22 protein-coding genes and 1 riboswitch are annotated in these 26,639 nt (G+C 69.4%); of the genes, 14 read left to right on the top strand and 8 right to left on the bottom strand.

From position 1 onward, the window contains the following. The first annotated feature begins 9 nt into the window (after positions 1-9). From BAMB_RS05680 to BAMB_RS05655, 6 genes are all read left to right on the top strand, one after another. The gene (locus BAMB_RS05680; protein WP_041491336.1) at positions 10-1,038 is read left to right on the top strand and encodes an ABC transporter substrate-binding protein; all 1,029 of its coding nucleotides are present in this window, start codon (positions 10-12) and stop codon (positions 1,036-1,038) included. Positions 1,039-1,055: 17 nt separating this feature from the next. Then, positions 1,056-1,880: an ABC transporter permease gene (locus BAMB_RS05675; protein WP_011656449.1), complete on the top strand. Its 825-nt coding sequence runs from the start codon at positions 1,056-1,058 to the stop codon at positions 1,878-1,880. A gap of 10 nt (positions 1,881-1,890) precedes the next feature. Then, entirely contained in the window at positions 1,891-2,787 is an 897-nt protein-coding gene (locus BAMB_RS05670) for an ABC transporter permease (protein WP_011656448.1), read from the top strand. A 24-nt stretch (positions 2,788-2,811) separates the two neighbouring features. Then, positions 2,812-3,843 carry an ABC transporter ATP-binding protein gene (locus BAMB_RS05665; RefSeq protein WP_011656447.1) on the top strand — a complete coding sequence of 344 codons (1,032 nt, stop codon included), beginning with the start codon at positions 2,812-2,814 and terminating at the stop codon, positions 3,841-3,843. A gap of 38 nt (positions 3,844-3,881) precedes the next feature. Next, positions 3,882-4,706 (top strand): phosphodiesterase, encoded by an 825-nt coding sequence (locus BAMB_RS05660; protein ID WP_011656446.1) that lies wholly within the window; start codon positions 3,882-3,884, stop codon positions 4,704-4,706. Positions 4,707-5,124: 418 nt separating this feature from the next. Then, on the top strand, positions 5,125-6,324 hold the full coding sequence (locus BAMB_RS05655) for an MFS transporter (RefSeq protein ID WP_011656445.1): 1,200 nt from the start codon (positions 5,125-5,127) through the stop codon (positions 6,322-6,324). Positions 6,325-6,345: 21 nt separating this feature from the next. On the opposite strand, the gene BAMB_RS05650 is transcribed toward BAMB_RS05655, so the two are convergent. Beyond that, entirely contained in the window at positions 6,346-7,524 is a 1,179-nt protein-coding gene (locus tag BAMB_RS05650; RefSeq protein WP_011656444.1) for an EamA family transporter, read from the bottom strand. Positions 7,525-7,697: 173 nt separating this feature from the next. Between BAMB_RS05650 and BAMB_RS35175 the strand changes: the two genes are divergently transcribed. The 3 genes from BAMB_RS35175 (at position 7,698) to BAMB_RS05640 (ending at position 8,651) form a co-directional block, all read left to right on the top strand. Continuing rightward, positions 7,698-7,910: a hypothetical protein gene (locus BAMB_RS35175; RefSeq protein WP_158380522.1), complete on the top strand. Its 213-nt coding sequence runs from the start codon at positions 7,698-7,700 to the stop codon at positions 7,908-7,910. A 109-nt stretch (positions 7,911-8,019) separates the two neighbouring features. Beyond that, positions 8,020-8,373, top strand: coding sequence for a type II toxin-antitoxin system RelE/ParE family toxin (locus BAMB_RS05645; RefSeq protein ID WP_011656443.1), 354 nt, complete (start codon positions 8,020-8,022; stop codon positions 8,371-8,373). After that, on the top strand, positions 8,370-8,651 hold the full coding sequence (locus tag BAMB_RS05640; RefSeq protein ID WP_011656442.1) for a helix-turn-helix domain-containing protein: 282 nt from the start codon (positions 8,370-8,372) through the stop codon (positions 8,649-8,651). Before BAMB_RS05645 ends, BAMB_RS05640 begins: the two co-directional genes overlap by 4 nt. A gap of 21 nt (positions 8,652-8,672) precedes the next feature. On the opposite strand, the gene BAMB_RS05635 is transcribed toward BAMB_RS05640, so the two are convergent. The 3 genes from BAMB_RS05635 to BAMB_RS05625 all read right to left on the bottom strand — a co-directional run bounded on the left by BAMB_RS05635 (position 8,673) and on the right by BAMB_RS05625 (position 10,469). Beyond that, the gene (locus tag BAMB_RS05635; RefSeq protein ID WP_011656441.1) at positions 8,673-9,461 is read right to left on the bottom strand and encodes a molybdopterin-dependent oxidoreductase; all 789 of its coding nucleotides are present in this window, start codon (positions 9,459-9,461) and stop codon (positions 8,673-8,675) included. Between the two features lie 29 nt (positions 9,462-9,490). Further along, the gene (locus BAMB_RS05630) at positions 9,491-10,123 is read right to left on the bottom strand and encodes a cytochrome b/b6 domain-containing protein (protein WP_011656440.1); all 633 of its coding nucleotides are present in this window, start codon (positions 10,121-10,123) and stop codon (positions 9,491-9,493) included. A gap of 94 nt (positions 10,124-10,217) precedes the next feature. Further along, positions 10,218-10,469 (bottom strand): pentapeptide MXKDX repeat protein, encoded by a 252-nt coding sequence (locus BAMB_RS05625; protein WP_011656439.1) that lies wholly within the window; start codon positions 10,467-10,469, stop codon positions 10,218-10,220. Between the two features lie 256 nt (positions 10,470-10,725). Continuing rightward, a riboswitch (TPP riboswitch) is annotated at positions 10,726-10,843 on the top strand. A gap of 123 nt (positions 10,844-10,966) precedes the next feature. Between BAMB_RS05625 and thiC the strand changes: the two genes are divergently transcribed. From thiC to BAMB_RS05600, 5 genes are all read left to right on the top strand, one after another. Beyond that, positions 10,967-12,898: a phosphomethylpyrimidine synthase ThiC gene (thiC, locus tag BAMB_RS05620; RefSeq protein ID WP_006754218.1), complete on the top strand. Its 1,932-nt coding sequence runs from the start codon at positions 10,967-10,969 to the stop codon at positions 12,896-12,898. Positions 12,899-13,136: 238 nt separating this feature from the next. Next, a complete protein-coding gene (locus BAMB_RS05615; protein ID WP_006759245.1) occupies positions 13,137-13,349 on the top strand; it encodes a glycine zipper 2TM domain-containing protein in 213 nt (70 codons plus the stop codon). Positions 13,350-13,549: 200 nt separating this feature from the next. Continuing rightward, positions 13,550-13,798, top strand: a complete 249-nt coding sequence (locus BAMB_RS05610) for a hypothetical protein (RefSeq protein ID WP_011656438.1) — start codon at positions 13,550-13,552, stop codon at positions 13,796-13,798. Between the two features lie 142 nt (positions 13,799-13,940). Then, entirely contained in the window at positions 13,941-14,867 is a 927-nt protein-coding gene (locus tag BAMB_RS05605; protein ID WP_011656437.1) for a DMT family transporter, read from the top strand. A gap of 588 nt (positions 14,868-15,455) precedes the next feature. After that, the gene (locus BAMB_RS05600) at positions 15,456-16,736 is read left to right on the top strand and encodes an EAL domain-containing protein (RefSeq protein WP_011656436.1); all 1,281 of its coding nucleotides are present in this window, start codon (positions 15,456-15,458) and stop codon (positions 16,734-16,736) included. 56 nt (positions 16,737-16,792) lie between these two features. Here the strand turns inward: BAMB_RS05600 and arfB are convergent, their stop codons facing one another. Genes arfB through recC form a run of 4 tightly spaced genes read right to left on the bottom strand, consistent with a single transcriptional unit; the run spans position 16,793 to position 26,554 of the window. Beyond that, positions 16,793-17,197, bottom strand: a complete 405-nt coding sequence (arfB, locus tag BAMB_RS05595) for an alternative ribosome rescue aminoacyl-tRNA hydrolase ArfB (RefSeq protein WP_011656435.1) — start codon at positions 17,195-17,197, stop codon at positions 16,793-16,795. Continuing rightward, the gene (locus BAMB_RS05590) at positions 17,194-19,518 is read right to left on the bottom strand and encodes an AAA family ATPase (protein WP_011656434.1); all 2,325 of its coding nucleotides are present in this window, start codon (positions 19,516-19,518) and stop codon (positions 17,194-17,196) included. The genes arfB and BAMB_RS05590 overlap by 4 nt, the downstream gene beginning before the upstream one ends. Beyond that, positions 19,515-23,219, bottom strand: a complete 3,705-nt coding sequence (gene recB / locus BAMB_RS05585) for an exodeoxyribonuclease V subunit beta (RefSeq protein ID WP_011656433.1) — start codon at positions 23,217-23,219, stop codon at positions 19,515-19,517. Before recB ends, BAMB_RS05590 begins: the two co-directional genes overlap by 4 nt. After that, positions 23,216-26,554: an exodeoxyribonuclease V subunit gamma gene (gene recC, locus BAMB_RS05580; protein WP_011656432.1), complete on the bottom strand. Its 3,339-nt coding sequence runs from the start codon at positions 26,552-26,554 to the stop codon at positions 23,216-23,218. Before recC ends, recB begins: the two co-directional genes overlap by 4 nt. Positions 26,555-26,639: the final 85 nt, after the last annotated feature.

Here is a 26,639-nt window from a genome sequence, read left to right as displayed (position 1 = left end):
AGACCCACCGTGTCCTTTCGCCTGACCTCGCTGCTGCGCGTGCTCGCCGCGCCCGTTGCCTGCGCCGCGCTCGTCGCGTTCGCGCCCGCCGCCCACGCCGACGAATCCGCGATCTGCTACAACTGCCCGCCCGAATGGGCCGACTGGGCCGCGCAAATCGCGGCGATCAAGCAGAAAACCGGTATCCGCGTGCCGTTCGACAACAAGAACTCCGGTCAGGCGATCGCGCAGCTGATCGCCGAACAGAAGAGCCCGGTCGCCGACGTCGTCTATCTCGGCGTGTCGTCGGCGTTCCAAGCGAAGGACAAGGGCGTGATCGCGCCGTACAAGCCCGCGCACTGGAACGACATTCCCGCGAACCTGAAGGACCCGCAAGGCTACTGGTTCGCGATCCACTCGGGCACGCTCGGCTTCTTCGTGAACAAGGACGCGCTCGACGGCAAGCCGGTGCCGCGTTCGTGGGCCGATCTGCTGAAGCCCGAATACAAGGGCATGGTCGGCTACCTCGATCCGTCGAGTGCGTTCGTCGGTTATGCGGGCGCGGTCGCCGTGAACCAGGCGCTCGGTGGCAGCCTCGACAACTTCAAGCCGGCGCTCGACTGGTTCCGCAAGCTGAAGGCGAACGCGCCGATCGTGCCGAAGCAGACCGCGTATGCGCGCGTGCTGTCCGGCGAGATTCCGATCCTGCTCGACTACGACTTCGACGCGTATCGCGCGAAGTACAAGGATCACGCGAACGTCGAGTTCGTGATTCCGCAGGAAGGCACGATCGCGGTGCCGTACGTGATGAGCCTCGTGAAGGGCGCGCCGCACGACGCGAACGGCAAGAAGGTGCTCGACTTCGTGCTCTCCGACGAAGGCCAGAAACTGTGGGCCAACGCGTATCTGCGTCCGGTGCGCGCGCAGACGCTCGGCGCCGACGTCGCCGCGAAGTTCCTGCCGGCAAGCGAATACGCGCGCGCGAAACCGGTCGACTTCGGCAAGATGGCGGCCGGCCAGCAAGCGTTCGGCCTGCAATACCTGCAGATGATGCAGTAAGCGTCCGGAACCACGCGATGCTCGATCTGACTTTCCCGCTACGCTGGCGCGTCGCACTCGTCGCGCCGGCGCTCGCGGTGTTCGCCGCGTTCTGGCTGCTGCCGATGGCGGCGCTCGTGCGCGTGTCCGCCGACGGCGCGTTCTTCACGCAGTACGCGACACTGCTCGGCAACGCGCGCTACATGAAGAGCCTCGGCGAAACGGTTGCGTTGTCGGCCGGCGTCACGCTCGCGACGCTCGCGCTGTCGACGATCTCGGGCCTGCTGCTCGCGCGCCGCGAATTCGCGGGCAAGCGCGTGCTGCTCGCGCTGCTCACGTTTCCGCTCGCGTTCCCGGGCGTCGTGGTCGGCTTCATGGTGATCATGCTCGCCGGGCGGCAGGGGCTGATCGGCATGCTGTCCGCGAAGCTGACCGGCGACAAGTGGGTGTTCGCGTATTCGGTTGCCGGGCTGTTCGTCGGCTACCTGTACTTCTCGATTCCGCGCGTGATCGTCACCGTGATCGCGGCCGCGTCGAAGCTCGATGCGTCGCTCGAGGAAGCCGCGCGCTCGCTCGGCGCGTCGCCGTGGCGCATCTTCGTCGACATCGTGCTGCCGGCGCTCGCACCGGGCCTGATCGCGGCCGGCGCGATCTGCTTCGCGACCGCGATGGGCGCGTTCGGCACCGCGTTTACGCTCGCCACCGACCTGAACGTGCTGCCGATGACGATCTACACCGAGTTCACGCTGAACGCGAACATCGCGACGGCGGCCGGCCTGTCGATCGTGCTCGGCATCGTCACGTGGGCCGTGCTCGCGCTCGCGCGCCGGTTCACCGGCCATACCGCCGCCGCCGCGGCCTGAGGATTCCTTCATGCAATCGCTTTCCGGTTCGTCCGCGTCGCCGCCGGCGCCCGCTCCGTCGCATGCGAACGGCGTCGCACGACGCGCGCCGCGCGTCACGGGCGCGCGCGCGATCGCCGCGCTGCAATGGAGCGTCACGCTGCTGCTGTGCGCGTTCCTGATCGTGCCCGTCGTGATGTCGGTCCTCGCGGGCCTCACCGTCAACTATTTCCGCGGGCTGTCGAGCGGCCTCACGCTGCGCTGGCTCGAACAGGTGTGGCAGCAATACCAGGGCTCGGTCGCGCTGTCGCTCGGCGTCGCGTTCGCGACGCTCGCGATCGTGCTCGCCGTCGGCGTGCCGGCCGGCTATGCGCTCGCGCGCAGCAAGAGTCGCGTCGCCCGCGCGATCGAGGAAGCGCTGGTGCTGCCGGTCGCGCTGCCGGGCCTCGCGTCGGCGCTCGCGCTGCTGGTCGTGTACGGCGGCTTCACCGCGTTCCGGATGAGCCTGTGGTTCATCGTCGTCGGCCACGTCGTGTTCACGCTGCCGTTCATGGTGCGCGCGGTCGCGGCCGTCGCGGCGGGGGCCGACCTGCGCACGCTCGAGGAAAGCGCGGCGAGCCTCGGCGCGTCGTTCGTCACGCGCTTCGTGACGATCGTGCTGCCGAACCTGCGCCCCGGCATCGTCGCGGGCGCGCTCACGGTGCTCACGCTGTCGATCGGCGAATTCAACCTGACGTGGATGCTGCACACGCCCGACACGAAAACGCTGCCCGTCGGACTCGCCGATACCTATGCATCGCTGCGCCTCGAAGTCGGCAGCGCCTACACGATCATGTTCCTGCTGATGACGCTGCCGCTCCTCGTCGCGATGCAGTGGCTCGGCGTCGATCCGTCCGGCACGCGCGCGCTGAAGCGCCGCCCGCGCTGACCCTGTGCTGACTTTACCGATCCCATGAAACTCGATTCCACGCCCATCACCCTGACCCGCTGCGCGAAGACGTTCCGCGGCACACGCGTGCTCGAACCGCTCGATCTGTCGATCGGCGCGGGCGAGACGCTCGTGCTGCTCGGCCCGTCGGGCTGCGGCAAGACGACGACGCTGCGCCTGATCGCGGGCCTCGATACGCCGGACGCCGGCGGCACGATCGCATTCGGCGGCGACGACGTGACCGCGCTTCCGATCGAGCGCCGCCAGGTCGGCATGGTGTTCCAGAACTACGCGCTGTTTCCGAACCTGACGGTGCGCGGTAACGTCGGCTATGGACTGAAGATCCGCAAGACCGAGCCGCGCGCGCTGCGCGAACGTGTCGACGAATTGCTCGCGATGATGCGGCTCGACGCGCACGCGGACAAACCGGTCGATCAACTGTCGGGCGGCCAGCGCCAGCGTGTCGCGCTGGCGCGCGCGCTCGCGGTGCGCCCGCGCGTGCTGCTGCTCGACGAACCGCTGACCGCGCTCGACGCGAAGCTGCGCGACGTGCTGCGCCGCGAGATGAATGCGCTGTTGCGCGAGCTCGGCGTGACCACCGTGTACGTGACGCACGACCAGGCCGAGGCGATGGAGCTCGGCGACCGAATCGTCGTAATGGGCGCGGGCCGCATCGAACAGATCGGCACGCCGCGCGACATCTACTACCGGCCGGCGAACCGCACGGTCGCGCAGTTCATCGGCACGCTGAACCGGCTTGCGGGACAATGGCGTGACGGCGCGCTCGTGACGACGGGTGGCGCGATCGTCACGCCGCACGCCGCCGACGAGTGGTTCTTCCGCCCGGAAGACGCGCAGCTCGCCGATCCCGCGCATGCGCCGCTGCGCGGTGCGATCGGCGCGTGCGCGTTCCTCGGCGAGCGCACGCGGCTCACGATCGAGCAGGCGGCGCCCGACGCGCTCGTGATCGACGTGCCGGGCCGCATCGAGCTCGCCCGCGGCACGGCGGTGGGCATCGCGATCGCGGCGGAAGGCCTGATCGCGCTCGCCGCATAACCGCGCCCCACGATAATCCGACATTCCGAGGAACGACGATGCTGCTTGCTCAAATCAGCGATCTCCACATCAAGCGTCCGGGCCAGCTCGCGTACCGGCGCGTCGACACGGCCGCCGCGCTCGCGCGCTGCATCGCGAAACTGAACGCGCTGGTGCCGCGCCCCGACGCGGTGCTCGTCACGGGCGACCTGACCGATTTCGGTCACGACGACGAATACCGCCATCTGCGCGACTTGCTCGCGCCGCTCGAGATTCCGTATTACCTGATGGTCGGCAATCACGACGATCGCGCGGGGCTGCGCCGCGCATTCGCCGATCGCCCCGAATTGCAGGACGGCGAGTTCGTGCAATACGCACTCGACGTCGGCGCGGTGCGCGTGCTCGCGCTCGACTCGCAGGTGCCCGGCGCGAGCCACGGCGACCTGTGCGACGCGCGCCTCGCGTGGCTCGCCGCTCAGCTCGACGCCGCGCGCGACCGGCCGGTGATCGTCGCGCTGCATCATCCGCCGTTCGTGTCCGGAATCGGGCACATGGACGCGCTGCGCCTCGCGCCCGCCGCCGCCGCGAAGCTCGATGCGCTGCTGCGCGGCTATCCGAACGTCGAACGCGTGCTGTGCGGCCACGTGCACCGGACGATGTTCACGCGCTTCGGCGGCACGCTCGCGTCCGCCGTGCCGGCGCCCGCGCACCAGGTGGCGTTCGACCTGCGCGCGGACGGGCCGTCGGCGTTCCGGCTCGAGCCGCCCGCATTCGCGGTGCACGTCCATACGCCGCAGATGGGGATGATGTCCCATCACGTGTACGTGGACGAAGGCGACGGGCCTTATCCGTTCTATGAACCGAGCGGGGAACTGGTCGACTGACGACGCGCATCATCGAGCTCGAGCGAATGACGGGCGGCGGCCCGTCGGCGCTCGTTGCGGCCGAGCGGCGCCGGTAGCGGCCGGTCGAGCGCCGCTCACGCCGGTCGCTTGATCGCTTGGCCGCTTGATCGCTTGATCGCTTGATCGCTTGGCCGCTTGGCCGCTTGGCCGCTTGGCCGCTTGGCCGCTTGGTCGCGTGGCTGCTTGGTCGCTTGGCTGCTTGGCTGCTTGGCTGCTTGGCTGCTTGGCTGCTTGGCTGCTTGGCTACTTGGCCACTTGGCCGCGTGGCTGCGTGGCCGCCCTCCCGGCATGATTCCCGGTGCTCCGGTATGATCGGCACGCTCGATCGGCGCCCCGCCGCCCGCGCAGCCGACGCCGCGCCGCGCGCCACGCCGTCCCACTCCGTTCCGTTGCCGCCATGTCCGCCGCCTCCACCGACCGTCCGACCGACGCCGCCTCGCCCCACTACTCGCGCAGCCTGCTGTTGTTGCTCGCGACGATCGCGGGCGTGTCAGTCGCGAACATCTACTACAACCAGCCGCTGCTCGACAGCTTCCGCTCGGCCTTTCCCGACAGCGCGTCGTGGATCGGCGCGGTGCCGACCGCGACCCAGCTCGGCTATGCGGCCGGCATGTTCCTGCTCGCGCCGCTCGGCGACCGTTTCGATCGCCGCGGGCTGATCCTGCTGCAGATTGCGGGCCTGTCGATCGCGCTGATCGTGGCGGCGGCCGCGCCGTCGCTGGCGGTGCTCGCCGCGGCGAGCCTCGCGATCGGCGTGCTCGCGACGATCGCGCAGCAGGCCGTGCCGTTCACGGCCGAGATCGCGCCGGCCGCCGAGCGCGGGCATGCGGTCGGCACCGTGATGAGCGGCCTGCTGCTCGGCATCCTGCTGGCGCGCACGGCGGCCGGCTTCGTCGCCGAATATTTCGGCTGGCGGGCGGTATTCGGCGCGTCGGTCGCGGCGCTCGCCGCGCTGGCCGCGGTGATCGTGCTGCGACTGCCGCGCAGTTCGCCGACGTCGACGCTGTCGTACGGCAAGCTGCTCGGCTCGATGTGGCATCTGGTGGTCGAACTGCGCGGGCTGCGCGAGGCGTCGCTGACGGGCGCCGCGCTGTTCGCCGCGTTCAGCGCATTCTGGCCGGTGCTCACGTTGCTGCTCGCCGGCGCGCCGTTCCATCTCGGCCCCCAGGCCGCCGGGCTGTTCGGCATCGTCGGCGCGGCCGGTGCGCTGGCCGCGCCCTACGCGGGCCGTTTCGCCGACAAGCGCGGCCCGCGCGCGATCATCTCGCTCGCGATCGCGCTGCTCGCGGCGTCGTTCGTGATTTTTGCGCTATCGGGGACGAGCCTCGTCGGGCTCGTGATCGGCGTGATCGTGCTGGATGTCGGCGTGCAGGCCGCGCAGATCTCGAACCAGTCGCGCATCTACGCGCTGAAGCCCGACGCGCGCAGCCGCGTGAACACCGTGTACATGGTGTGCTACTTCATCGGCGGCGCGCTCGGCTCGTCGGTCGGCGTCGCCGCGTGGCATGCATTCGGCTGGATCGGCATGTGCGCGGCCGGCCTGCTGTTTACCGCGCTCGCCGGCTGGTTCCACCATCGCGGCGTGCAGCGCGGCTGACCTCCGCCGCGCACGGCGGCGTCACGCGCGGGCGCGCGACTCGGCCGGTTCGTCGGCGGGTGGCGGCGTGAATGCCTGAGCAGGGTCCATGACCGCGGCCGGGTCCACGACAGCGGCCGGGGTCGGCACCGTAAGCGGTTTCGCGGAAGGCGTGAGGATCGGCGGCGAATCCGGCGCCGCGGCCTGATCCGGTGCAGGTGCCGGTGCATGCGCCGCCGCCGAGCCGGTCGCCACGGTCGACGAAACGTCGACCGCCGCGCGCGCGGCGGGACGGCGCGCGGGATCGAACAGGAACGACAGCCCGACGCTGCCGAGAATCGCGACTGTCGCGATCACGGTCGCCATCGTCACGGGCTCGCCGAGCATCAGCGCACCGAGCGCGACCGCGACGATCGGGTTCACGTACATGCAGCTGCTCGCGATGATCGGGCTCGTGTGGCGAATCAGGTAGCCGTACGCGACGTACGCCGCCATCGTGCAGAACACCATCAGGTACAGGAACGCGAACACCGGCGCCGCCGCGACCTGCTCGATGCGCTCGCCGAGCAGCCACGCGGCCAGCGTGGACATCAACCCGCCGAGACCGATCTGCAGCGACGTCGACAGGAACAGGTCCGACGGCAGCTTGAGCCGCGTCGACAGATGCGCGCCGCCCGCCCAGAACAGCGCGCCGGCCAGCACGCAGATCGTGCCGAGCGCCGAGTTCGCGGCAGCCGCGCCGCCCGAATTCAGCACGACGATGCCGACCATCCCGAGCGCGACGGCCGACCACTCGCCCTTCGTCACCGGGCGCCCGGCGACCGCCGCGATCACGGTCGCGAACAGCGGCACCGTGGCGACCATCACCGCGGCCGAGCCGCTGCTGACCGTGCGCATCCCGAGCGCGATCGTGCCGGACGACAGCGCGACCAGCATCGTGCCGACGATCGCCGAGTTGCGGATTTCCAGCAGCGTCGGCCATTCGGGCTTGCGCCGCAGCGCGAAGATGAACAGGCCGATCCCGCCGAGCAGGTTGCGCAGCCCTGACAGCAGCAGCGGCGGGAACGACTGCAGCGCGAAATGCAGGCCGCTGTAGGTCGAACCCCAGACGAAATAGATGAATACCAGCGCCAGTGCGACACGGCCGCCGCGGCTTTGCGGCAGGCGGATCCGGAACGGCAGGCGGGCGAGGAAATCGAGGAGGCGGTCGAGCGGTGTCATCGGTCAGCCTGCCTGCACGACGTGCCGCGCGCTGCGCTGAAAGACGCCGGAGAAACCGGCAAACGGCCCTGACGGGACCGGGAAGGCGCAGACAAACGTGCGGAACGACATGGCGGTGCGAACGGCGACGAATAAGAACCGGCGAGCGGCGGCAGAGGGTCACGAAAACGTGCGTGAACGGCTTCGTCCACGCAATGCTCGGCATTATGGCATCACGGATTCGAAAGCATCGTCAGACCCGTCTGAAAGGATATCGACTGACGTTTCGGCGCGACATTTTGGGGCCGCCGCTCACGGTGGATCCGGGGCCGGATACGCGCTGCACGGGCGTCGCGAGCGCCGTGCTCGAACCCATCCCCCGCGTCACGTTCGATACCTCGGCCTGATGGCCAGTCATGCGCTGCAGGTGTCGCTTCGCGCTTATCGTGACGATCGGCCTGCCGTCCGGCCGCCGACATTCCGTTCATTCGATTCGCACACCACCCATACAAAATTTTGTATAATCCAACCATTCTTCCGCCGAAGCCGGTTGTCTTCGTCGGCGGCGCGCTTGACGCGCTGCGCGGCTTTCCGCTGCCCGCGCGCCGCGAAGCCGGCCACCAGATCGACCAGGTGCAGCGCGGTCTGGCGCCCGACGACTGGAAGCCGATGCGCACCGTCGGCCCCGGCGTGCGGGAAATTCGCCTGCGCGATGCGAGCGGCGCATTCCGGATCATCTACGTCGCGACATTCGCCGACGCGATCTACGTGCTGCACTGCTTTCGCAAGCAATCGGCGCGCACCTGCCAGGCCGATATCGAACTGGCCACCCGGCGCTATCGCGCGCTGACGATCGAGAGGAAACGATGAGCAACGAACGCTATACGAATGTCTGGGACGCAATCGAGGGCCAGCCGGCCGAGGCCGAGAACATGAAGCTGCGCTCCGAACTGATGATCGCGCTCAAGCAGCGCATCGCGCAGCTGGAACTCAGCCAGGCGCAGGCCGCGAAACAACTGGGCGTCACGCAGCCGCGCGTGTCCGACCTGCTGCGCGGCAAGATCAACCTGTTCGGGCTCGACGCGCTCGTGAACATGGCGTCGGCCGTCGGCCTGCGCGTCGATCTGCAGGTGCGCCAATCGGCGTAACGCATCGGCCAGCCCCGCCGCTCACGATCCGCCGAACCAGTTGTACCCCTGGTCGACCCAGTAGCCGCCCGGGAACGTATCGGTCACGAAGATTTCCATGATGTGCTTCGGATTCTTGTAGCCGAGCTTGGTCGGCATCCGCAGCTTCATCGGAAAGCCGAATTCCGGCGGCAGGCGCTGGCCGTCGTAGTCGAATGTGAGCAGCGTCTGCGGATGCAGCGCGGTCGGCATGTCGATGCTTTCGTAGTAATCGTCCGCGCATTTGAAGCCGACGTATTTCGCGTGTGTATCGGCGCCCGCGCGCGCCAGAAACGCGCCGAACGGCGTGCCGCCCCAGCGCCCGATCGCGCTCCACCCTTCCACGCAGATGTGCCGCGTGATCTGCTCCGCGTGCGGCAGCGCATACAGCTCGTCGAGCGTCCACACGCGCTTGCCCGTCACGCGGCCCGACAGCATGAGCCGGTACGTCGCCGCGTCGACGTGCGGCACCTCGTCGATGCCGTAGTACGCGTTGAACGGGAACGGCCGCGTAATGTCGGCTTCGGTATAGGTCGGCGCGAGCCGCTCGCCGCTGAAGATCCACGCCTGCACGCGATCGTTCAGCCGCGATACCCGCTCGAGAAACGTATTGACCGACGCGTCGTCCTGCAGCGAACAGCCGGTCAGCATCGTGAGGCCGCCGAGCGTCAGGATGCGGCGGTTGAAAAGCCGCCGCGACGGCATGTCGAGCGTGCGGCGTACGTCGAGTTCGAGCGACTTGCGGTCGAGCGTCCAGCGCGAACGGTCGCGCGTGCTTTCGGATTCCGACATGATGATCCCCTTTGCCCGCACGGTGCGGGTCAACGTCCGCGCAGCATCGCGAGCAGCGAGCGCGGCACGCGCAACGCCATCGCGACGTGCACGACGACGAATGCGACCAGCAGCGACATCGCCCAGAAATGCACGACGCGCGCCATGTCGTAGCCGCCGAACAGCTCGCGCAGCAGCGGAAACTGCACGGACTTCCAGATGGTGAGCCCCGACAGCACCAGCACGACGAGGTCGACGATCGCGGTCAGGTACGCGGTGCGCTGCACCGCGTTGTAGACGCCGAGGTCGTCATGCGCCAGCCGTCCGCGCAGTGCGGCACGCAGGTCGCGCCAAACGGACGCCGGCGTGACCGGCAGCAGCATGCGCGCGAAGCGCCCGGTCGTGATCGACATCGCGAGGTAGAACAATCCGTTGGCGACGAGCAGCCACATCGCCGCGAAATGCCATTGCAGCGCGCCGCCCAGCCAGCCGCCGAGCGTGATGCCGTGAGGAAACGTGAACGGCGGATAGATCGGCGACGCGTCGTAGATGCGCCAGCCGGACAACACCATCAGGATCGCCGCGAGCGCGTTGAGCCAGTGGCTCACGCGCACCCACACCGGATGGATCGGGCGCGCGGGCGGTGACGCCGCGTCGCGACCTGTGGCGGGAACGGTTTGCATGATGAAACCTCCGGAGATGCGGGAATGATGCAAACGCACGCATACGGCGCGGCGGGCGATGCAATGCACGCACCGCCTGCCGCGCCCGCCGGCGTCAGTTCGACGGCGCCATCTTGTCGCTCGGCGTCGCCTTGCCCATTGCGTCGTGGCCCATCGCGTCCTTCTTCATCGCATGCTTCTTCATCGTGCCCTTCTTCATCGCGCCGTCCTTCGCCATCGCGTCGTGGCCCATCGCGTCCTTCGACATCGACGTGCCGTCCTTCGACATCGCATCGTTCTGCGCATGCGCGCTCACGGCAACCATCGCGAAAGCGGCGACACAGGCAGCCAGCAGTCCATTTTTCATGACATCTCTCCGGTACATGGGTTTAAGGAGCCGAATAGACGCAGCATGAGCCTGGAAATGACAGCCGATCGAATATTTTTTTCGATCGGGGTTTCCGGCAGGAGTCGAATGGCCGCGATGCCGCACCGCTTCGCCGCGGCGGCCTGCTGGCGGCCCGGGCGACGGCCGCGCGCGCGGCCCGCGATGCCGCGGTCGCACCCTCGCCTAAGTTCCGCCCCCGGTTGAAACCGCCGCGAAGCCGGTGTATCGTGTGCCCTTGCTAACGCGGGGGTCCTGCAATGCGTTCGGTCAAACAAACCGGCATTGCGGGTGAGAAATACCCTTTGAACCTGATCTGGATAATGCCAGCGCAGGGAAGCGTACGATTTCGCCGCCTTCCTTCTGACGAAATCCGCCGCCTCACCAAACCTCGTCTCCTGCTTAGCTCGAGCCCCACATACGTCAAGGGCTCCGGGCAAGCGCCATAGCGCGTGTCCGGCGCTCACACAGGAGATTGCATGAACGCCAATCCGAAGTTTCTGTCCGCCGACGCCCACGTCGATGCCGCTGCCGTCGCGCCGCTGCCCAATTCGCGAAAGGTTTATGTAACCGGCTCGCAGCCCGACATCCGCGTGCCGATGCGTGAAATCACGCAGGCCGACACGCCGACCGGCTTCGGCGGCGAAAAGAATCCGCCGATCTACGTGTACGACACGTCGGGCCCGTACACGGATCCGGACGCGAAGATCGACATCCGCGCGGGCCTGCCCGCGCTGCGCCAGGGCTGGATCGAAGCGCGCGGCGACACCGAAGTGCTCGACGGCCTGTCGAGCCAGTACGGCCTCGAGCGCGCGGCCGACCCGGCCACCGCCGACCTGCGTTTCCCGGGCCTGCACCGCAACCCGCGCCGCGCGCAGCCGGGCAAGAACGTCACGCAGATGCACTACGCGCGTCAGGGCATCATCACGCCGGAAATGGAATACATCGCGATCCGCGAGAACCAGCGCCGCGCCGAGTACATCGAGAGCCTGAAGTCGAGCGGCCCGAACGGCGCGAAGCTCGCCGCGATGATGGGCCGCCAGCACCCGGGCCAGGCGTTCGGCGCCGCGGCCTTCGGCGCGAACGCGCTCGCCGAGATCACCCCCGAGTTCGTGCGCGACGAAATCGCGCGCGGCCGCGCGATCATCCCCGCGAACATCAACCACCCGGAATCCGAGCCGATGATCATCGGCCGCAACTTCCTCGTGAAGATCAACGCGAACATCGGCAACTCGGCCGTCACGTCGTCGATCGGCGAGGAAGTCGACAAGATGACGTGGGCGATCCGCTGGGGCGGCGACACCGTGATGGACCTGTCGACCGGCAAGCACATCCATGAAACGCGCGAGTGGATCATCCGCAACAGCCCGGTGCCGATCGGCACGGTGCCGATCTACCAGGCGCTCGAAAAGGTCAACGGCAAGGCCGAGGATCTCACCTGGGAAATCTTCCGCGACACGCTGATCGAGCAGGCCGAGCAAGGCGTCGACTACTTCACGATCCATGCGGGCGTGCGGCTGCAGTACGTGCCGCTCACCGCGAACCGGATGACGGGCATCGTGTCGCGCGGCGGCTCGATCATGGCGAAGTGGTGCCTCGCGCATCACAAGGAAAGCTTCCTGTACGAACACTTCGAAGAGATCTGCGAGATCATGAAGGCGTACGACGTGAGCTTCTCGCTCGGCGACGGCCTGCGTCCCGGCTCGATCTACGACGCGAACGACGAAGCGCAGCTCGGCGAACTGAAGACGCTCGGCGAGCTCACGCAGATCGCATGGAAGCACGACGTGCAGGTGATGATCGAAGGCCCCGGCCACGTGCCGATGCAGCTGATCAAGGAGAACATGGATCTCCAGCTCGACTGGTGCAAGGAAGCGCCGTTCTACACGCTCGGGCCGCTGACCACCGACATCGCACCGGGCTACGACCACATCACGTCGGGCATCGGCGCCGCGATGATCGGCTGGTTCGGCACCGCGATGCTGTGCTACGTGACGCCGAAGGAACACCTCGGACTGCCGAACAAGGACGACGTGAAGGAAGGGATCATCACGTACAAGCTTGCCGCGCACGCGGCCGACCTCGCCAAGGGTCACCCCGGCGCGCAGGTGCGCGACAACGCGCTGTCGAAGGCGCGTTTCGAGTTCCGCTGGGAAGACCAGTTCAACATCGGCCTCGATCCGGACAAGGCGCGCGAATTCCACGACGAGACGCTGCCGAAGGACTCGGCGAAGGTCGCCCACTTCTGCTCGATGTGCGGCCCGCACTTCTGCTCGATGAAGATCACGCAGGACGTGCGCGAGTTCGCCGCGCAGCAGGGCGTGTCGGAAACCGAGGCGCTGAAGAAGGGGATGGAAGTCAAGGCGGTCGAGTTCGTGAAGACCGGTGCGGAGATCTATCACCGTCAGTAAGCGCGCATGGCGATCCGCACGGATCGCCTCGTGACGCCCTGCAGGAAGCCCGCTTTCGAGCGGGCTTTTTTTGCGCCCGCATCACCCATGCCTGCGCAGGGGTGGGAAACAATTGATTACGAAACCGTACCAGGCTTAACAAGTCCTTACAGCAGCGTGGGGGTACGGCGCGTAGATTGGGGTCATGCGCGACCCGGGGGTCGCGCGACTTCCGCCCACTACCACAAGGACAACGATCATGAACTCGATTCGGCGTTTTGGGGTATACGCGCTCCTCGTCGCGACTGTGGCCAGCCTGTCGGCCTGCGATTCGATGTCACGGCGCCAGCGCGATACGGCAATCGGTGCGGGTGTCGGCGGCGTAGCCGGCGCGGCGATCGGCGGCAACGCACTGTCGACGCTCGGCGGCGCGGCAGCCGGCGGCCTCATCGGCAACCAGGTCGGCAAGTAAGCCGGCCCGACGCGTGCCGTGCGACGCGCGGCACGTTTCAGTTTTGACCCAACGGCGTTTCCGCACTGCGGAAGCGCCGTTTTCGCATCCGGCGCAGCCGACGCGCGGAAATGATCCGTTACCGTTTTGCGCACCGCGTCATGGTCGTGCGGTCTAAGCTTTAAGCATCCGCCGATTGCCGGCTACGCCGGAGAAACATCATGAACAGGACCCTCGTCGCCGCCGCGCTCGCGTGCGCGACACTCGCCGGTTGTTACTACCCTTACGGCTACTATCCGTCCGGCTATTACGCAGCGGCGCCGGTACAGACCGCGCCGGTGTATGTCGAGCCCGGCCCCGCGTACTACTATCCGGCCCCCGCGTATGCGCCGGCATGGGGCGGCTATTGGGGCCCCGCGCTGTCGCTGAACTTCGGTTTCGGCGGACGCGGCGGCCATCGCCATCACTGAGCCACCGAGCCGGCCATCCGGCCGGTTCGCGGCGGCAGCGAGTGGATTTCCCGTTTCTTGTCGTTTCATCCGATCGTGAAACGACAGCGTGATAACGGGGTGTAAGATTCAGCGCATCCCTTCCCCTCGCCCGCCACCCTCGATGTCGCCCAAGAACGCCTTTCTGCTGACCGTACTCGCCGCCCTGTGGGGCGCGTCGTTCCTGTTCATCCGGATCGGCGTCGCCGAATTCGGCGTCGCGCCGCTGATGGCGTTGCGCGTCGGCATCGGCGCGCTGTTCCTGACGGGCCTCGCGCTGACGCGTTTCAAGCCCGCCGACCTCGCCGCGCGGCTGCGCCGGCATGCGTGGCCATTGTTCGTCGTCGGCCTGCTGAACTCAGGCGCGCCGTTCTGCCTGTTCGCCTATGCCGAACTGACGCTGTCGGCCGGCGTGACCTCGGTGATCAACGCGACCACGCCGCTGTGGGGCGCGCTCGTCGCCTACGTATGGCTGAAGGACAAGCTGTCGCTGCCGCGCGCGCTCGGCCTCGTGATCGGTTTTGCCGGCGTGCTTACCCTTGTGTGGGATCAGATCGCGAACGCGCACGGCAGCACGGGCGCCAGCGCGACCGCGCTGGCCGCCGTCGCCGCGCTCGGCGCGACGCTGCTGTACGGCATCGCGGCCAACTATACGAAGCGCAAGCTCAGCGGCGTCGATCCGCTCGTCAACGCGACCGGCAGCATGATCGGCTCGACCGTGCTGTTGCTGCCGTTTGCAATCGCGACCTGGCCTGCGGCGGCGGTCAGTGCACATGCATGGGGCGCCGTGCTCGCGCTCGGCATCGCGTGCACGGGCATCGCGTATTTCATCTTCTTCTACCTGATCGCGCATGTCGGCCCGGCCCGCGCGATTACCGTGACGTTCGTGATCCCGGTGTTCGGGCTGCTGTGGGGCGCATTGTTCCTCAGTGAACACGTATCGGTCGTGATGCTCGAAGGCTGCGCGATCGTGCTCGTCGGCACCGCGCTTGCGACCGGCGTGATCAAGCGGATTCCCGGGGTCCGCCCGCGTGGGGAGGAAGCTGCGTGAGCGGCCGGAGCTGACTGTGCGGCCGGAGCGGACTGCGTGGACTGAGCTGCCTGAGTGGTGTGAACGGTGTGAGCGTGTGAGCGGACTGAGCAGCCTGAGCGGACTGAACGGCGGTGAGCGTGGCGGCCGGCGCCCCACCGGTTCTCTGTTTCGCGTGACGCGCCCGTTGTCAGTTCTCGGTCTTCTTAGAGCACCGCGCGCCCACCGATACGCGCCGAAGCACGGCGTCTTTCGCCCGACGCCGATGACCGCGCGCGGTGCGTAGCCTTCCGGCCCCACCGTATTCGGAATCCCGCCGCATTCTTCGCACGCAATGCATGCGGGCCACGCTGCGCCGTCCCGCGTGTGCGGCCGGCGCCCTCGCAGCGTGCATGTTTCCGGCCGGACAACCCCGCCCACGTGCTGTGTAGCGTTTGCGTCTGGAGTTACCCTGATACGCGCGCCGCGCCATTCCCGTTACACTCGGGACACTCATCCGCAGAAGGCGGTCACGATGCGCCACGTTCTTTCGCGTCCACCTGCGCGTGCGACGGCTTCGGCGTGGCGGCACGACACGGCCCCCCCGGAGCGCGCCAGCGCACCATTGACATGAAGGCCTCCCGCGAGCTCTCGCTCGAATCCCTGCTCGAACGCCTCACGCCGACGCCCAGCGGCTGGATCGCCACGTATCGCGACACGACGCTGCGCAGCGTGTTCCAACCCGTGCTGTCGATCACGCACAAGCGCGTGGTCGGCTACGAAGCGCTGCTGCGCGTCGTGGACGCGAACGGCACGCTGGTGTCGCCGGTCGCACTGTTCGACAAGACGCGCGCGGCCGCCGACGCGTTGCTGCTCGACCGGCTCGCGCGCTGCCTGCATACGGCCAACTTCGTCGCGCAAGGCATCGGCGACGGCTGGCTGTTCCTGAACGTGACGCCGCGCGTGCTCGATTCGGGCCTCGTGCAGCGCGAATTCGTCGAGGCGCTGTGCCGGCATTTCGCACTGCCGCCGAACCGCATCGTGCTGGAAGTCGTCGAGCAGCCGTCGCGCGACGAGGCCGCGCTCGCCCGCACGATCGACATGATCCAGCATCGCGACTTCCTGATCGCGATCGACGATTTCGGCACCGGATTCTCGAATTTCGACCGCGTGTGGCGCGCACGGCCGGATATCGTCAAGCTCGACCGCTCGCTCGTCGAACGCGCGACCGGCTCGGGCGAGGATCGCCGCATCATGCATCACCTGGTATCGATGCTCCACCAGGCCGGCGCGATGGTGCTCGCCGAGGGTGTCGAAAACGACGACGCACTGCAGGCGCTGATGGACGCCGATATCGATTTCGTCCAGGGCTTCCAGTTCGGCCAGCCCGATGGATCGATCGCACATGCGAGCGCCGCGGCGCCCGCGATGCTCGATGCCGCGTGGCAGCGTTTCATCGCGCAGCGGCATACGCCGGGGAGCGCCGAGCAGCCGGGCTTCGACGCGATCGAGCGGCTCGTGCTCGCCGGCGCGGCCGCGTTTTCCGCAAGCGGCGACCTGAACGACGCCGCCCAGCGCGTCTTCACGGTGCCGGCCGCGCGCCGCGTGTTCGTCACGGACGAGATCGGCGAACAGTTCCTGCCGTCGATCGGCGCCCCCCCCGAGGACGGCCAGGCGGGCGGCACCCGGCTCTCGCCGCTGTTTCCGGAAACGCACAGCAACTGGTCGCGACGCCCGTACTTCCAGCGCGCAATCGCTGCGCCGGGACGCGTCGCGTTGATGGGCCCGCACTTCTCGCTGACCGAAGGCCGCGACTGCTATACCGCGGCGGTCGCGATTCGCGCGCAAAGCCGCCTCGTCGTGTTCTGCGTCGACTTCGTGCTGGACAGCGCGGGCACCGTGATGCGGTAGCGGGCGCGGTGGCCCGGAACCGTGCGCAACGCCGGCCGGCCCAGCCTAGCCCTTCGTCAGTCCGTCACCTTCCCTCTTCCCGACTTTACCGCGCTGCGACGCGACTTGTGTTCGAGCCGCCGCTCCTTCGACGCGCGCGTCGGGCGTGTCGCGACTCGCGCACGCGGCGTGTACGCGACGCTGGCGATCAACGCATCGAGCCGCGCGAGCGCCGCGTCGCGATTCTTCTCCTGCGTGCGGTATTCCTGCGACTTGATCACGACGATGCCGTCGCGCGTGATGCGCTGGTCGGACAGCGCGAGGAGCCGCTCCTTGATGACGGGCGGCAGCGACGACGCGCGAATGTCGAAGCGCAGGTGAATCGCGCTCGACACCTTGTTGACGTTCTGTCCGCCGGCGCCCTGCGCGCGCACGGCGGTCCATTCGACTTCGGCCGGATCGAGCGTGTAGCGGATCATCATCGCGACGGCTCCTTGCGACGCCGCGCGAGCGCCTCCACGCGGGCCGCGAGGCCCGAATCGCGTTGCGTGCGCGTCGCGACCGCCTGCGCGAGCACGCGCCGCGGGCCGATCACCTGTACGCGCGTGCGTGCACGCGTGACGGCCGTATAGACGAGTTCGCGCGTGAGCACACGCCCGAACGACGCCGGCAGCACGAGCGCGGCCTCGTCGAATTCCGAGCCCTGCGACTTGTGGACTGTCAGCGCGAACGCCGTTTCGTGCGGCGGCAGCGCGGCGAGCGACACGGCGCGCGCGGTGCCGTCCGCGCGCCGGAACCACACGCGCAGCACACCGTGCGCGTCCGGCAACGCAATGCCGATGTCGCCGTTGAACAGCCCGAGCGCATAGTCGTTACGCGTGACCATGATCGGCCGCCCGGTGAACCAGTGTGCGCCGACCGCGAGCGGCACGCGCGCGGCATGCCGCACGTGCGTGGCCACCAGCGCATTGACGTGCTCGGCGCCGCGCGACCCCGTGCGCGTCGCGCAGAGGATCCGGAAGCGGTTGAGCGCATCGAACAGCGGCAATGGGTCAGGCACCGGCTCGGACAACGCAGTACGCAATGCGTCGAGGTACGCGCCGAACCGGCGCGCGAGCCGCTCGACCGTCGACGCCGCAAGCGTATCGCTCGCGTCGTCATGAAACGACGCGGCAGCGGCATCGTCGGTCGGCAACGCATCGAGCGCGGCCTGCACGTCGCCGCGGCGGATCGCCAGCGACAGGCGGCCGATCGGCGAATCGAGACCGAAACGGTAATTGCGTTCGAGCCACACGACGCAGTCTGCAAGCGGTGCGGGCGCGGGTGACGCTGCGGCGTGGTCGTCGGGTTGCGTTGCGACGGTCGATGCAAGCGACGAATCGGCTGCATTGGCCGCATTGACCACATCGGCCGGATCGAATGGCGCGAGCTCGATCGCATCGAGCCACGCGAGTTCGTCGGCTTCGATCCATGCTGGATCGGCGACCGCGCCACTATCGATGTCGGTCGGCGCGGCCGCCGCAGGTGACAACGAAGCGGCCGGCGGCGCGGCGACATCGGTAGCGGACATCGCTTCGTCCTGCGGATCGTCGTCGAACAGCGACGCCTGGCGCGTATCCACGTTCCGTCGCGCCGGCGGCTTGCGCGCGGCGCTCGTCGACACCGGCGCGGATGCCGGAGCTGGCGCTGAGGCCGGAGCTAGAGCGGGCGCCACAACCGCCGCCGCCTCGCCGTCGGGCACCGGCAACGCCGCGACGAAAGTCGCCTCGTCGATCCCGAGTGCACCCGCGATGCGCGTGCGTGCCGCGGCGGTAAACGTCGGCCGTGCGCTGAGTTCGGCGAACACGGCGCCGGCCTCGACCGCGGCGAGCTGATCCTTGTCGCCCAGCAGCACGAGCCGTGCGCCGGGCGCGAGCGCATCGAGCAGATGCGCGGCGAGCGCGACGTCGATCATCGACGCCTCGTCGACGACGATCAGGTCATACGGCAACGGATTGTCGCGGTGATGGCGGAAGCCCGCCGCTCCGCCGCCGCCCAGCAGGCGATGCAGCGTGTACGACGTGTCGGGCAGGCGCGCGGCGAGTTCCGGCGGCAGGTCGCCCGCCCGCGCGTGCAGCGCTTCCTGCATGCGCTGCGCGGCCTTGCCGGTCGGCGCCGCCAGCGCGATGCGCAGCCCCGGATGCGCGTCGAGCAGACAAGCCAGCACGCCGACGACGGTCGTTGTCTTGCCGGTGCCGGGGCCGCCGCTGACGATCGTCACGCGCCCGGTCAGCGCAACGATCGCGGCGACGCGCTGCCAGTCCACCTCGCCCGTCGCGGGCCCGAAGTAACGCGCAAGACTGTCGCGCAAGCGCTCGGGCGACAGCGCGTCGCCCGGTGCGGCGACGCCGGCCTGCGCGACGAGCGCATCGGCGAGCCGCCGTTCGTAGTCGAAATAGCGCGACAGATACAGATGGTCGAGCCGGTCGACGATCAGCGGCCGCTCGTCGCCGCGCGCGAGCGTACCGAACGCGACCACGCCGCTCGCGGCAAGCGCCGCGCGCACGTCGTCGACCGGCTCCTCGTAGCGCTGCGCGAGCGCGCCGAGCGACACGCACACGTGGCCGCCCGCGGTCGCCCGGCTCGTCGCGAACGCGGCACGCGCCGCCCAGCGGGCGGCCACGGCCGGCGCACCCGCGCGGCGCGACAGGTCGCCCATGCGGCGCGCGAATCCTTCCGCGAGGGCGATGCCGAAATCCGCGGGCTCGGGCAGGCGCGCGACGAGGCCGCCGGTGAATTCGAGCGTATCGTCGGACGCGTTCATGCGCGGCCCCCTTCCATCATCCGGTCGAGTGCATCGACGAGTTCGCGCGCGGGCCGCCGCGCATGCACGCCGGCCGGTTCGCCGCCGCTGCGCCAGTCGGGCCGCACGCCACGCACGAACAGGTACAGGTAGCCGGCCATATGCGTGTCGTAGTCGTAGTCGGGCAGACGCCCGCGCAGATAGCGATGCAGCGCGACCGTATAGAGCAGCGCCTGCAGGTGATATGCGTGATCGGCCATCGCGACGTCGAGCGCCCGCGGGCCATACGCATCCGGCGTATTGCCAAGATGGTTCGACTTCCAGTCGACGATCCAGAAGCGGCCGTCGTGTTCGACGATCATGTCGATGAAACCCTTGATGAAACCGGCGAGCATGCCCGAGTCGAGCGCCACGTCCGGATAGCCGTGCGCCACCAGCAGCCGGCGCAGCGCCCCCAGCTCGAGCGACGGCGCCGGGAACAGGAAACCCATTTCGTCGAGCCGCCTCGCGGGGTCGAGATCCGCAAGCCGCATGCCCGGCACGAGCTCCGTACGCACGACATCGTCGACGAGCCGCGCCATCATCGCCGGCAGACGCGTCGCGAGTTCGGGCTCGGCCTCGACCGGCCGGTCGTGCAGCGCGCCGAGCGCTGCCTGGTGCCACGAATCGGGTTCCGTGAAGCGGCTGAGTTCGAACAGGCGGTGCAGGCACTCGCCCGCTGCCGCGCCGCGCGGAAACCGGAGGATGTCGTCGTCCGGCGGCTCGGTAGCGATCGTGTCGACCGCGACGAACGCGCCGTCCGGCGTCACGGCGGCTAGCGCATCGTGATCGGGCCGAAGCTCGTCGTCCGGCACGACCGCGACGCCCGCCTCCTCGCGCGCCATCGACGCCGTCAGCGAACTGAAGCTCGCCATCCGCCACGCGTCGCGCAGCACGCGCGTCGCATGACGTGCCGCGAGCGTCTGCGTTGCATCGTGGCCGGCCGCGAGCCGTTCGCGCCGAGCCGGCACCGGCAACGGCGCAACGCTCACGGGGCCGCCGGCCAGCGCTTGCCACGCCGCGTCGAGCACCGCTTCGTCGGGCGGCTCGTCGAGCCACGCGTCGAACGACTGGCCGGCGCCGGCCACGAGCCAGTTCAGCACGCTGCGCCGTGCCTCGCGGGTCGAGCGCGACGACAGATAAGGCCCGGCGACGAGATAGCACCGATACACCGCGCGCGTGAGCGCCACGTAGACGAGCCGCGCGCGTTCCGCCGCCTGTTCGCGCAGCGCCTGGCGCGCGGCATGCTCGGCGGCTTCGTCGTCGCACCCGTAATGCAGCACGGCGTCGCCCGCGTCGTCGTGATACTCGCGCGCGTCCGGCAACCCCGACGCGGGCGGCTCGCGCAGCCCGCCGTCATTCAGGAACGGACAGAACACGACCGCGTATTCGAGGCCCTTCGACTTGTGCACGGTCACGATCTGCACGAGGTTGCGGTCGGATTCCAGGCGCAGCTGGGCTTCCTCGCCGCCACCGTCGAGCCGTTGCGCGGCGAGCCAGCGCAGCGTCGGCGCGATGCCGGGCTGCGCGGACGCGCGCGCCTGCGTCAGTTCGGCCAGATGGTTGATGTCGGTCACGCGGCGCTCGCCGTCCGCGCCGGCCATCAGCCGCTCGGCGATGCGCAGCTCGCGCGTGAACGTGCGCCACATCACCGCGAAGCCGCGTTCGCGCCACAGCAGCCGGTAGCGCGAGAAGCGCTCGACCCAGCTCATCGCGTCCGCGCTGTCCGCCGCTTCGCGCGACGCGTCGCCGTCGCCCTGCTCCATCCGCCACAGCGCACCGGCATCGAGGCCGAACCAGTCGGCGGCCAGCGCCGAACGCAAGCGCCGCAAATCGCCCGGCGCGTCGATCGCCGCCAGCACGCGCTCGAGCTGCTCCGCATCGCCGGTCGAAAACACCGACGCCTGCGCGAGCTCGACGCTGCCGATACCCCACGTGGCGAGCACGCGCTTCACGAGACTGCCCTGCCGGTGCGTCTGCACCAGCACCGCGATGTCGCCCGGCGACAGCGGCGTATCGCCGAGCCGCGCATGCCCTTCGCGCGCGCCGCGCATCAGCCTGGCAATCTCGGCCGCGCACGCCTGGGCGGCCTGCGCCTGCGCGTCGCGCTTGAGCAGCGTGCCATCGCCGCCCGGCAGCGCCCAGATCCGGAAATCGCCGGACGGGCCCGGATCGGTTGCGTCGACGAACGGTGCACGCACGCGCGTGCCGGCGCGCACCGCGTAATAGTCGAGCCCGTCGAGCACGAATGCGCGCGGGTTCGACATGAAGAAGCGGTTGCACGCGTCGACGATCGCCGGCGTCGAGCGCTGGTTGACCGCGAGCGTATAGCACGCGCTCGCGCTTGCCCGTGCGGCGAGATAGGTATGCAGATCCGCCGCGCGGAAGCTGTAGATCGCCTGCTTCGGGTCCCCGACGAGAAAGAGCGGCCCGCCCGGCGCGAAGATCCGGTTGAAGATCGCGAACTGCAGCGGGTCGGTATCCTGGAATTCGTCGATCAGCGCGGCCGGATAGCGCGCGCGCAGCGTCTCGGCAAGCCACGGGTGCGCGTGCAGTGCGTGATACAGGTTCGCGAGCAGATCGTCGAACGACACGACGCGACGCGTACGCTTGCGTTCGGCCAGCTCGCCCGGCGCGGTGTCGAGCCAGTCGGCGATCAGCGCGAGCCAGCGGGCGCGCTGCGTGGCCTCGGCCGCGGCCACCGCCGCTTCGAGCGCGTCGGCCACGTCGAAGAACGCGTGCTCGGGGGTCACGCCGCCCTTTTTCGTCGCCTTCGCGAGCGCGGTGCGCGTGAGCTTGAGCGCCGCCTTCGGCAGCGCGGCCGCGGCATCGCCCTGCGCGAAATGCGCGGTCCACGCGCCGAGCGCATCGGCGAGCGCATCGGGCTTGTGCGAGCGCTGATTGAGCGCGGGCTGCGCGGCGCGCAGCAACGCGTCGATCGCATCGCGCTCGTCGGCCCACATCCGCGCCGCCTCCGCAAAGCACTCGGCGGCAGCAGCCTCCGCCGATTCGTCCGGTTCGACGACGCCGTCCCAGCGCAGCGCGGCGAGCGGCTTCTTCAACCGGCGCGCAAGCTGGGCGTCGAGCGCGGCCGGGCCCGCGCCGGAATCGACGAGCCACGTCGCGAAGCCGGGCCAGCGCGCGGCTATCGGTTCGACGCGGGTGCGCCAGAAGTCCGCCGCGAGTTCGAAGCGCAGCGCTGCATCGTCGGCCTGCATGTCGAACGCGAACGGCATCGCGGCGGCGAACGGCGCTTCCTGCAGCGCACGCTGGCAGAACGCGTGGATCGTGTGGATCGCCGCCTGGTCGAATGCACGCAACGCGCGCCGGATCCGCTTCGCGGCGGTCTCGGGGTCGAGCGTGCCGGCGTCACCGAGCGTCGTCTCGAGCAGGCGCTCGACGAACGGATCGCCGCCGTCGTCACCGGTATCGAGTGCATGCGCGAGCTGCGCGAGCCGCCCGCGGATCCGCTCGTGCAGTTCGGCGGTCGCGGCCTTCGTGAAGGTCACGACGAGGATTTCGTCCGCGCCGAGATCTTTCTCGAGCAGCAGCCGCACGTACAGCGCGCAGATGTTCCACGTCTTGCCGGTACCGGCCGACGCCTCGATCTGGTTGACGCCGTCGAGCGGGCACGCGAACACGTCGAGTTCGAGCGCCGCCTGCGGCTGCGATGCGGCGCTCATGCGATCTCCTTCAGATGTTCCAGCATCGGCTCGAACACGATCCGCGCAAGTGTGCCGAACGGCTCGTCGAGCGACGGATGGGCGCCGCGCCACGCGATCGCGATGGCCGGATCGTCGGCTTCGCTCACCACGCGCTCATTGATCCAGACGCTCGCGGCCTTCGCCTCGCCGTCGGAAACGCGCGCCCATGCGCTGCGCGGGAAAAATCGCAGCGGCATGCGCCGCCCCGCGCGAAACAGCGCGGCGAGCGGCGCGAGCCGCTCGAGCGGTGCAGCGACCGGCGTGAGTTCGAACGCGCCGCCGCTGCCGAACCACAGCGTGCGGCGCGGGCCGTCGGGCTCCACCGCGCAATAGACGAGGTGCGCAAGCCACGCGGACAGGTAGTCGCGCGCGCTCGGCCGCGCATAGCGATAGATGATCTGGCCCGCCGGCGTCAGCCGGTTCAGCGTGCCGTGCAATTCGAGCGGCGCACTCAGCGCGTCGCCCGACAGCATCGCGTCATCGGCACCGAACAGTGCCTGGTCGGTGTCGGGCCATGCGGGCGCGATCGCGAGCGTGAACGGCCGTCGCTCCATGCCGTCGGCCAGCGCACGGCGCACGTTCGACGCAAGCTGCATCATCGAGCCGAGCGCCTGGTCGCGCCAGACGGCACCCGTCGCGCCGCCCGGCAGTTCGGGGCTGGCGTCCGCGATGCGCAGCGCATGATCGTGCACGCCGCCTTCATCCGATTCGATCAGGAGCGGCAGCACGCGCTCGGCGAGCGCGTCGCTGCCGGCGAAGTCGAGTGCGAACGGCTCCGTGTCGAGCAGTTCGGCCTGCGCGTCGGACAACACGATGCCGAGCCGCGCACGCAGCAGCGCGCGCGCCGGATGCCGCCAGAAACGTTCGAATTCGTTGAATGCAACGGGCTCGACCAGCTCGGCCGGCAGCGGCTGCGCGAAGAACGGCTGCTCGCGCGTCGCGTCGCGCGCGGCTTCGGCCGCCAGCAGCGACGCGAGCGTCGCGCGCTCGGCGTCGTACGACGCCAGTTCGCTGCCGGGCCGGAAATACTCGGCCGCGAACGGTTGCAGCGGATGCTCGACGATGAACGCGCGCCGCGCGGCATCGACCGCGCCCGGCGCGGTGTCCGCGCCGGCCGTGACGAGCGCGAGATGGTCGAGCAGTTCGTCGACGAGCGCCGCGGGCGGCAACGGCGCGTTGTCGCGAATGCTTCGCCCCGTATAGGCGATCAGCAGCCGGTCGCGCGCGGCGAGCAGCAGGTCGAGAAACAGGTTGCGCTCGTCGTCGCGGCGCTGGCGGTCGCCGAGCTTCGGCAGGACGGCCATCAGGTCGAACTCGTCCGCGCGCGCGAGGCTCGGCAGCACGCCGTCGTCCATGCCGAGCAGGCACACGACGCGGTACGGCAAGCCGCGCAAGCTCGTCAGCGACGAGAACGTGACACCGCCCCACGGCACCCCGCCGCGCGCCGGATCGTCGAGCGCGGCCGTCAGCCCCGCGCGCACGACGGCCGCGGGCAACGCCTCGTCGGGCGCGCCTTCCGTCATCGCGGCGAGCATCGCGTCGAGCGCGTCGCGCACACCTGCGAGCGCATCGGCATACGCGGCGCCGGAGTCGAAGAACCGCGCGAGGGTGTCGGCGAACAGTTCGCTCCATGCGCGCGGCGTATGCGCGCTGGCGAGCCGCCGTGAAAAGCCGTCGAGATCGTCGGTAAAGCGCGCGAGCCGGCCGAGCAGTTCGGCCTCGCTGCCGGTGGCCGCCTCGATCGGCAGCCACGCGCCGACGGGTGCCGCGCCTTCGGGCATCGCATAGCCGAGGAAGAGCCGCGCGAGCGCATCGGAGAACGTATGGCGCGGCGCCGGCACCGCCGCATCGTCGCTCGCCGTCGGCGACAGCCCGCGCCGCGCGCCGGCGGCCGCGAGCCAGGTCTGCACCGTCTCGAGCGCGGCGGCGTCGATGCCGTAACGGGCCGCGACCGCGTCGACGCGCAGCCATTCGACCAGCTCCGGCGCGCCGACCTGCCGCTCCGGCAACGCGAGCCATTCGAGCAGCACGCGCGCGACCGGGTTCGCCTGCGACGGCGGCAGGCCGGTGATCCGGTAAGGCACGCGCGCGCCGCCGGCGCCCGCCGTGCCGAACACCGCATCGATCAGCGGCCCCGCCGCCGCGAGATCGGCGACCGCCACCAGCACATCGGACGGCTGCAGCGTCGCGTCGGCGTCGAACCACGCGAGCAGGCGGTCATGCAGCACCTCGAGCTGACGCGCGAGACTGTGGCACACGTGCACCTCGATCCCGCGCTCGGCCGGCGCTTCGCCGAGTTCGGCTTCCGGCTGCAGGTCGAGGATCGCGTTCTGCACGCGCGCGAGCCAGGTCGGCGCGGGATTGCCGACGAAGTGCGACGCGTCGCCCAACGCGGCGCTTTCGGTCAGTTCGTGCAGCATGTGCAGTTGCGCCTGCGTCTGCCGGCCCCACTCCGCGAGCAACGGATGGCCGACTTGCTGGTAGTCGAGCCGGCCGGCCGCATCGAGCGCCTCGGCATGCGCGGCGGTGACGATGTCGAACCAGAATTCGCGGCACGGGTTGAGCGCATAGACGCGCACGTCGATCCAGCGCGACAGCTCGCGCAGTAGCGCGACGTGCAGCGGCGGCATCGTCGGCAGCGCGAAGACGCTGACCGATTCCGGCCAGTCGGCGCGCGCGACGGTTTCGGCATCGAGGTTGCGCGCCTCCACGAGGAACCGATGCGCGGGCGGCGTGCCGCTGTCGCTCAGCTCGGCGAGCAGCGCGCGCCACAGCGCGGCCTGCCAGTGCTCGTCGTCGCGTGCGGCATCGCTGATCCCGCGCGGCGCGGCGTCGCCCGCGAGCACCGACTCGCCGGCCTGCCACGCGGCCAGCCATTCGGGCCGATAGGTCAGGTAATGATCGAGCACGGCCGCGACGCGCTGCGCCAGCTCGTAGCGCATCGCGTCGTCGGACGCGGACAGATACGCGGCCAGCCGCGGCGACGCGAGCCACGGCGCATCGCCCGCGGCCTGCGCGAACAACCGGTAGCAGCGCCACACGAGGCGGTCGGGTGCGAACGGCGAACGCGCGGGCACCGTCAGCACGCGGCCGATCTGCGCCCACAGCCATTGCGCGAGATACGTGAACTCGACGTTCGCGCACACGCCGTGGCGCGCGGCGATGTCGAGCTCGAGCCGGCGGCGCAGCGCCGCGCTCGGCACGATGACCTGCTGCGGCGCCCACGGGCCGTTGCGGGCCGGGAACGCGGCGAGGTCGTCGAGCAGTGCGTCGGCGAGCGTTTCGTGACGGTTCGAATAAAAGAGATGGAGCATCAGGCGGGTGTCGAAGCGTCGCGCCGGCCGGGCCGGGCGTACAGGAGCACCAAGGATAGCAAAAGGACCGGCACCACGAAGCTCG

Source organism: Burkholderia ambifaria AMMD, assembly GCF_000203915.1.
GTDB lineage: Bacteria > Pseudomonadota > Gammaproteobacteria > Burkholderiales > Burkholderiaceae > Burkholderia > Burkholderia ambifaria.
Note: the sequence above shows the minus strand (reverse complement) of the source record. Positions and strands in the feature narration are given on the sequence as shown.

Bases quoted from the DNA above. Each gene is read 5' to 3' on its own strand.
- BAMB_RS05630 (WP_011656440.1), bottom strand. From the start codon at position 10,123: ATGCAAACCGTTCCCGCCACAGGTCGCGACGCGGCGTCACCGCCCGCG.
- BAMB_RS05660 (WP_011656446.1), top strand. From the start codon at position 3,882: ATGCTGCTTGCTCAAATCAGCGATCTCCACATCAAGCGTCCGGGCCAG.
- recB (WP_011656433.1), bottom strand. From the start codon at position 23,219: ATGAGCGCCGCATCGCAGCCGCAGGCGGCGCTCGAACTCGACGTGTTC.
- BAMB_RS05655 (WP_011656445.1), top strand. From the start codon at position 5,125: ATGTCCGCCGCCTCCACCGACCGTCCGACCGACGCCGCCTCGCCCCAC.
- BAMB_RS05605 (WP_011656437.1), top strand. From the start codon at position 13,941: ATGTCGCCCAAGAACGCCTTTCTGCTGACCGTACTCGCCGCCCTGTGG.
- arfB (WP_011656435.1), bottom strand. From the start codon at position 17,197: ATGATGATCCGCTACACGCTCGATCCGGCCGAAGTCGAATGGACCGCC.
- BAMB_RS05670 (WP_011656448.1), top strand. From the start codon at position 1,891: ATGCAATCGCTTTCCGGTTCGTCCGCGTCGCCGCCGGCGCCCGCTCCG.
- BAMB_RS05640 (WP_011656442.1), top strand. From the start codon at position 8,370: ATGAGCAACGAACGCTATACGAATGTCTGGGACGCAATCGAGGGCCAG.
- BAMB_RS05675 (WP_011656449.1), top strand. From the start codon at position 1,056: ATGCTCGATCTGACTTTCCCGCTACGCTGGCGCGTCGCACTCGTCGCG.
- BAMB_RS05650 (WP_011656444.1), bottom strand. From the start codon at position 7,524: ATGACACCGCTCGACCGCCTCCTCGATTTCCTCGCCCGCCTGCCGTTC.
- BAMB_RS05590 (WP_011656434.1), bottom strand. From the start codon at position 19,518: ATGAACGCGTCCGACGATACGCTCGAATTCACCGGCGGCCTCGTCGCG.
- BAMB_RS05635 (WP_011656441.1), bottom strand. From the start codon at position 9,461: ATGTCGGAATCCGAAAGCACGCGCGACCGTTCGCGCTGGACGCTCGAC.
- BAMB_RS05615 (WP_006759245.1), top strand. From the start codon at position 13,137: ATGAACTCGATTCGGCGTTTTGGGGTATACGCGCTCCTCGTCGCGACT.
- BAMB_RS05610 (WP_011656438.1), top strand. From the start codon at position 13,550: ATGAACAGGACCCTCGTCGCCGCCGCGCTCGCGTGCGCGACACTCGCC.
- recC (WP_011656432.1), bottom strand. From the start codon at position 26,554: ATGCTCCATCTCTTTTATTCGAACCGTCACGAAACGCTCGCCGACGCA.
- BAMB_RS05665 (WP_011656447.1), top strand. From the start codon at position 2,812: ATGAAACTCGATTCCACGCCCATCACCCTGACCCGCTGCGCGAAGACG.
- thiC (WP_006754218.1), top strand. From the start codon at position 10,967: ATGAACGCCAATCCGAAGTTTCTGTCCGCCGACGCCCACGTCGATGCC.
- BAMB_RS05625 (WP_011656439.1), bottom strand. From the start codon at position 10,469: ATGAAAAATGGACTGCTGGCTGCCTGTGTCGCCGCTTTCGCGATGGTT.
- BAMB_RS05600 (WP_011656436.1), top strand. From the start codon at position 15,456: ATGAAGGCCTCCCGCGAGCTCTCGCTCGAATCCCTGCTCGAACGCCTC.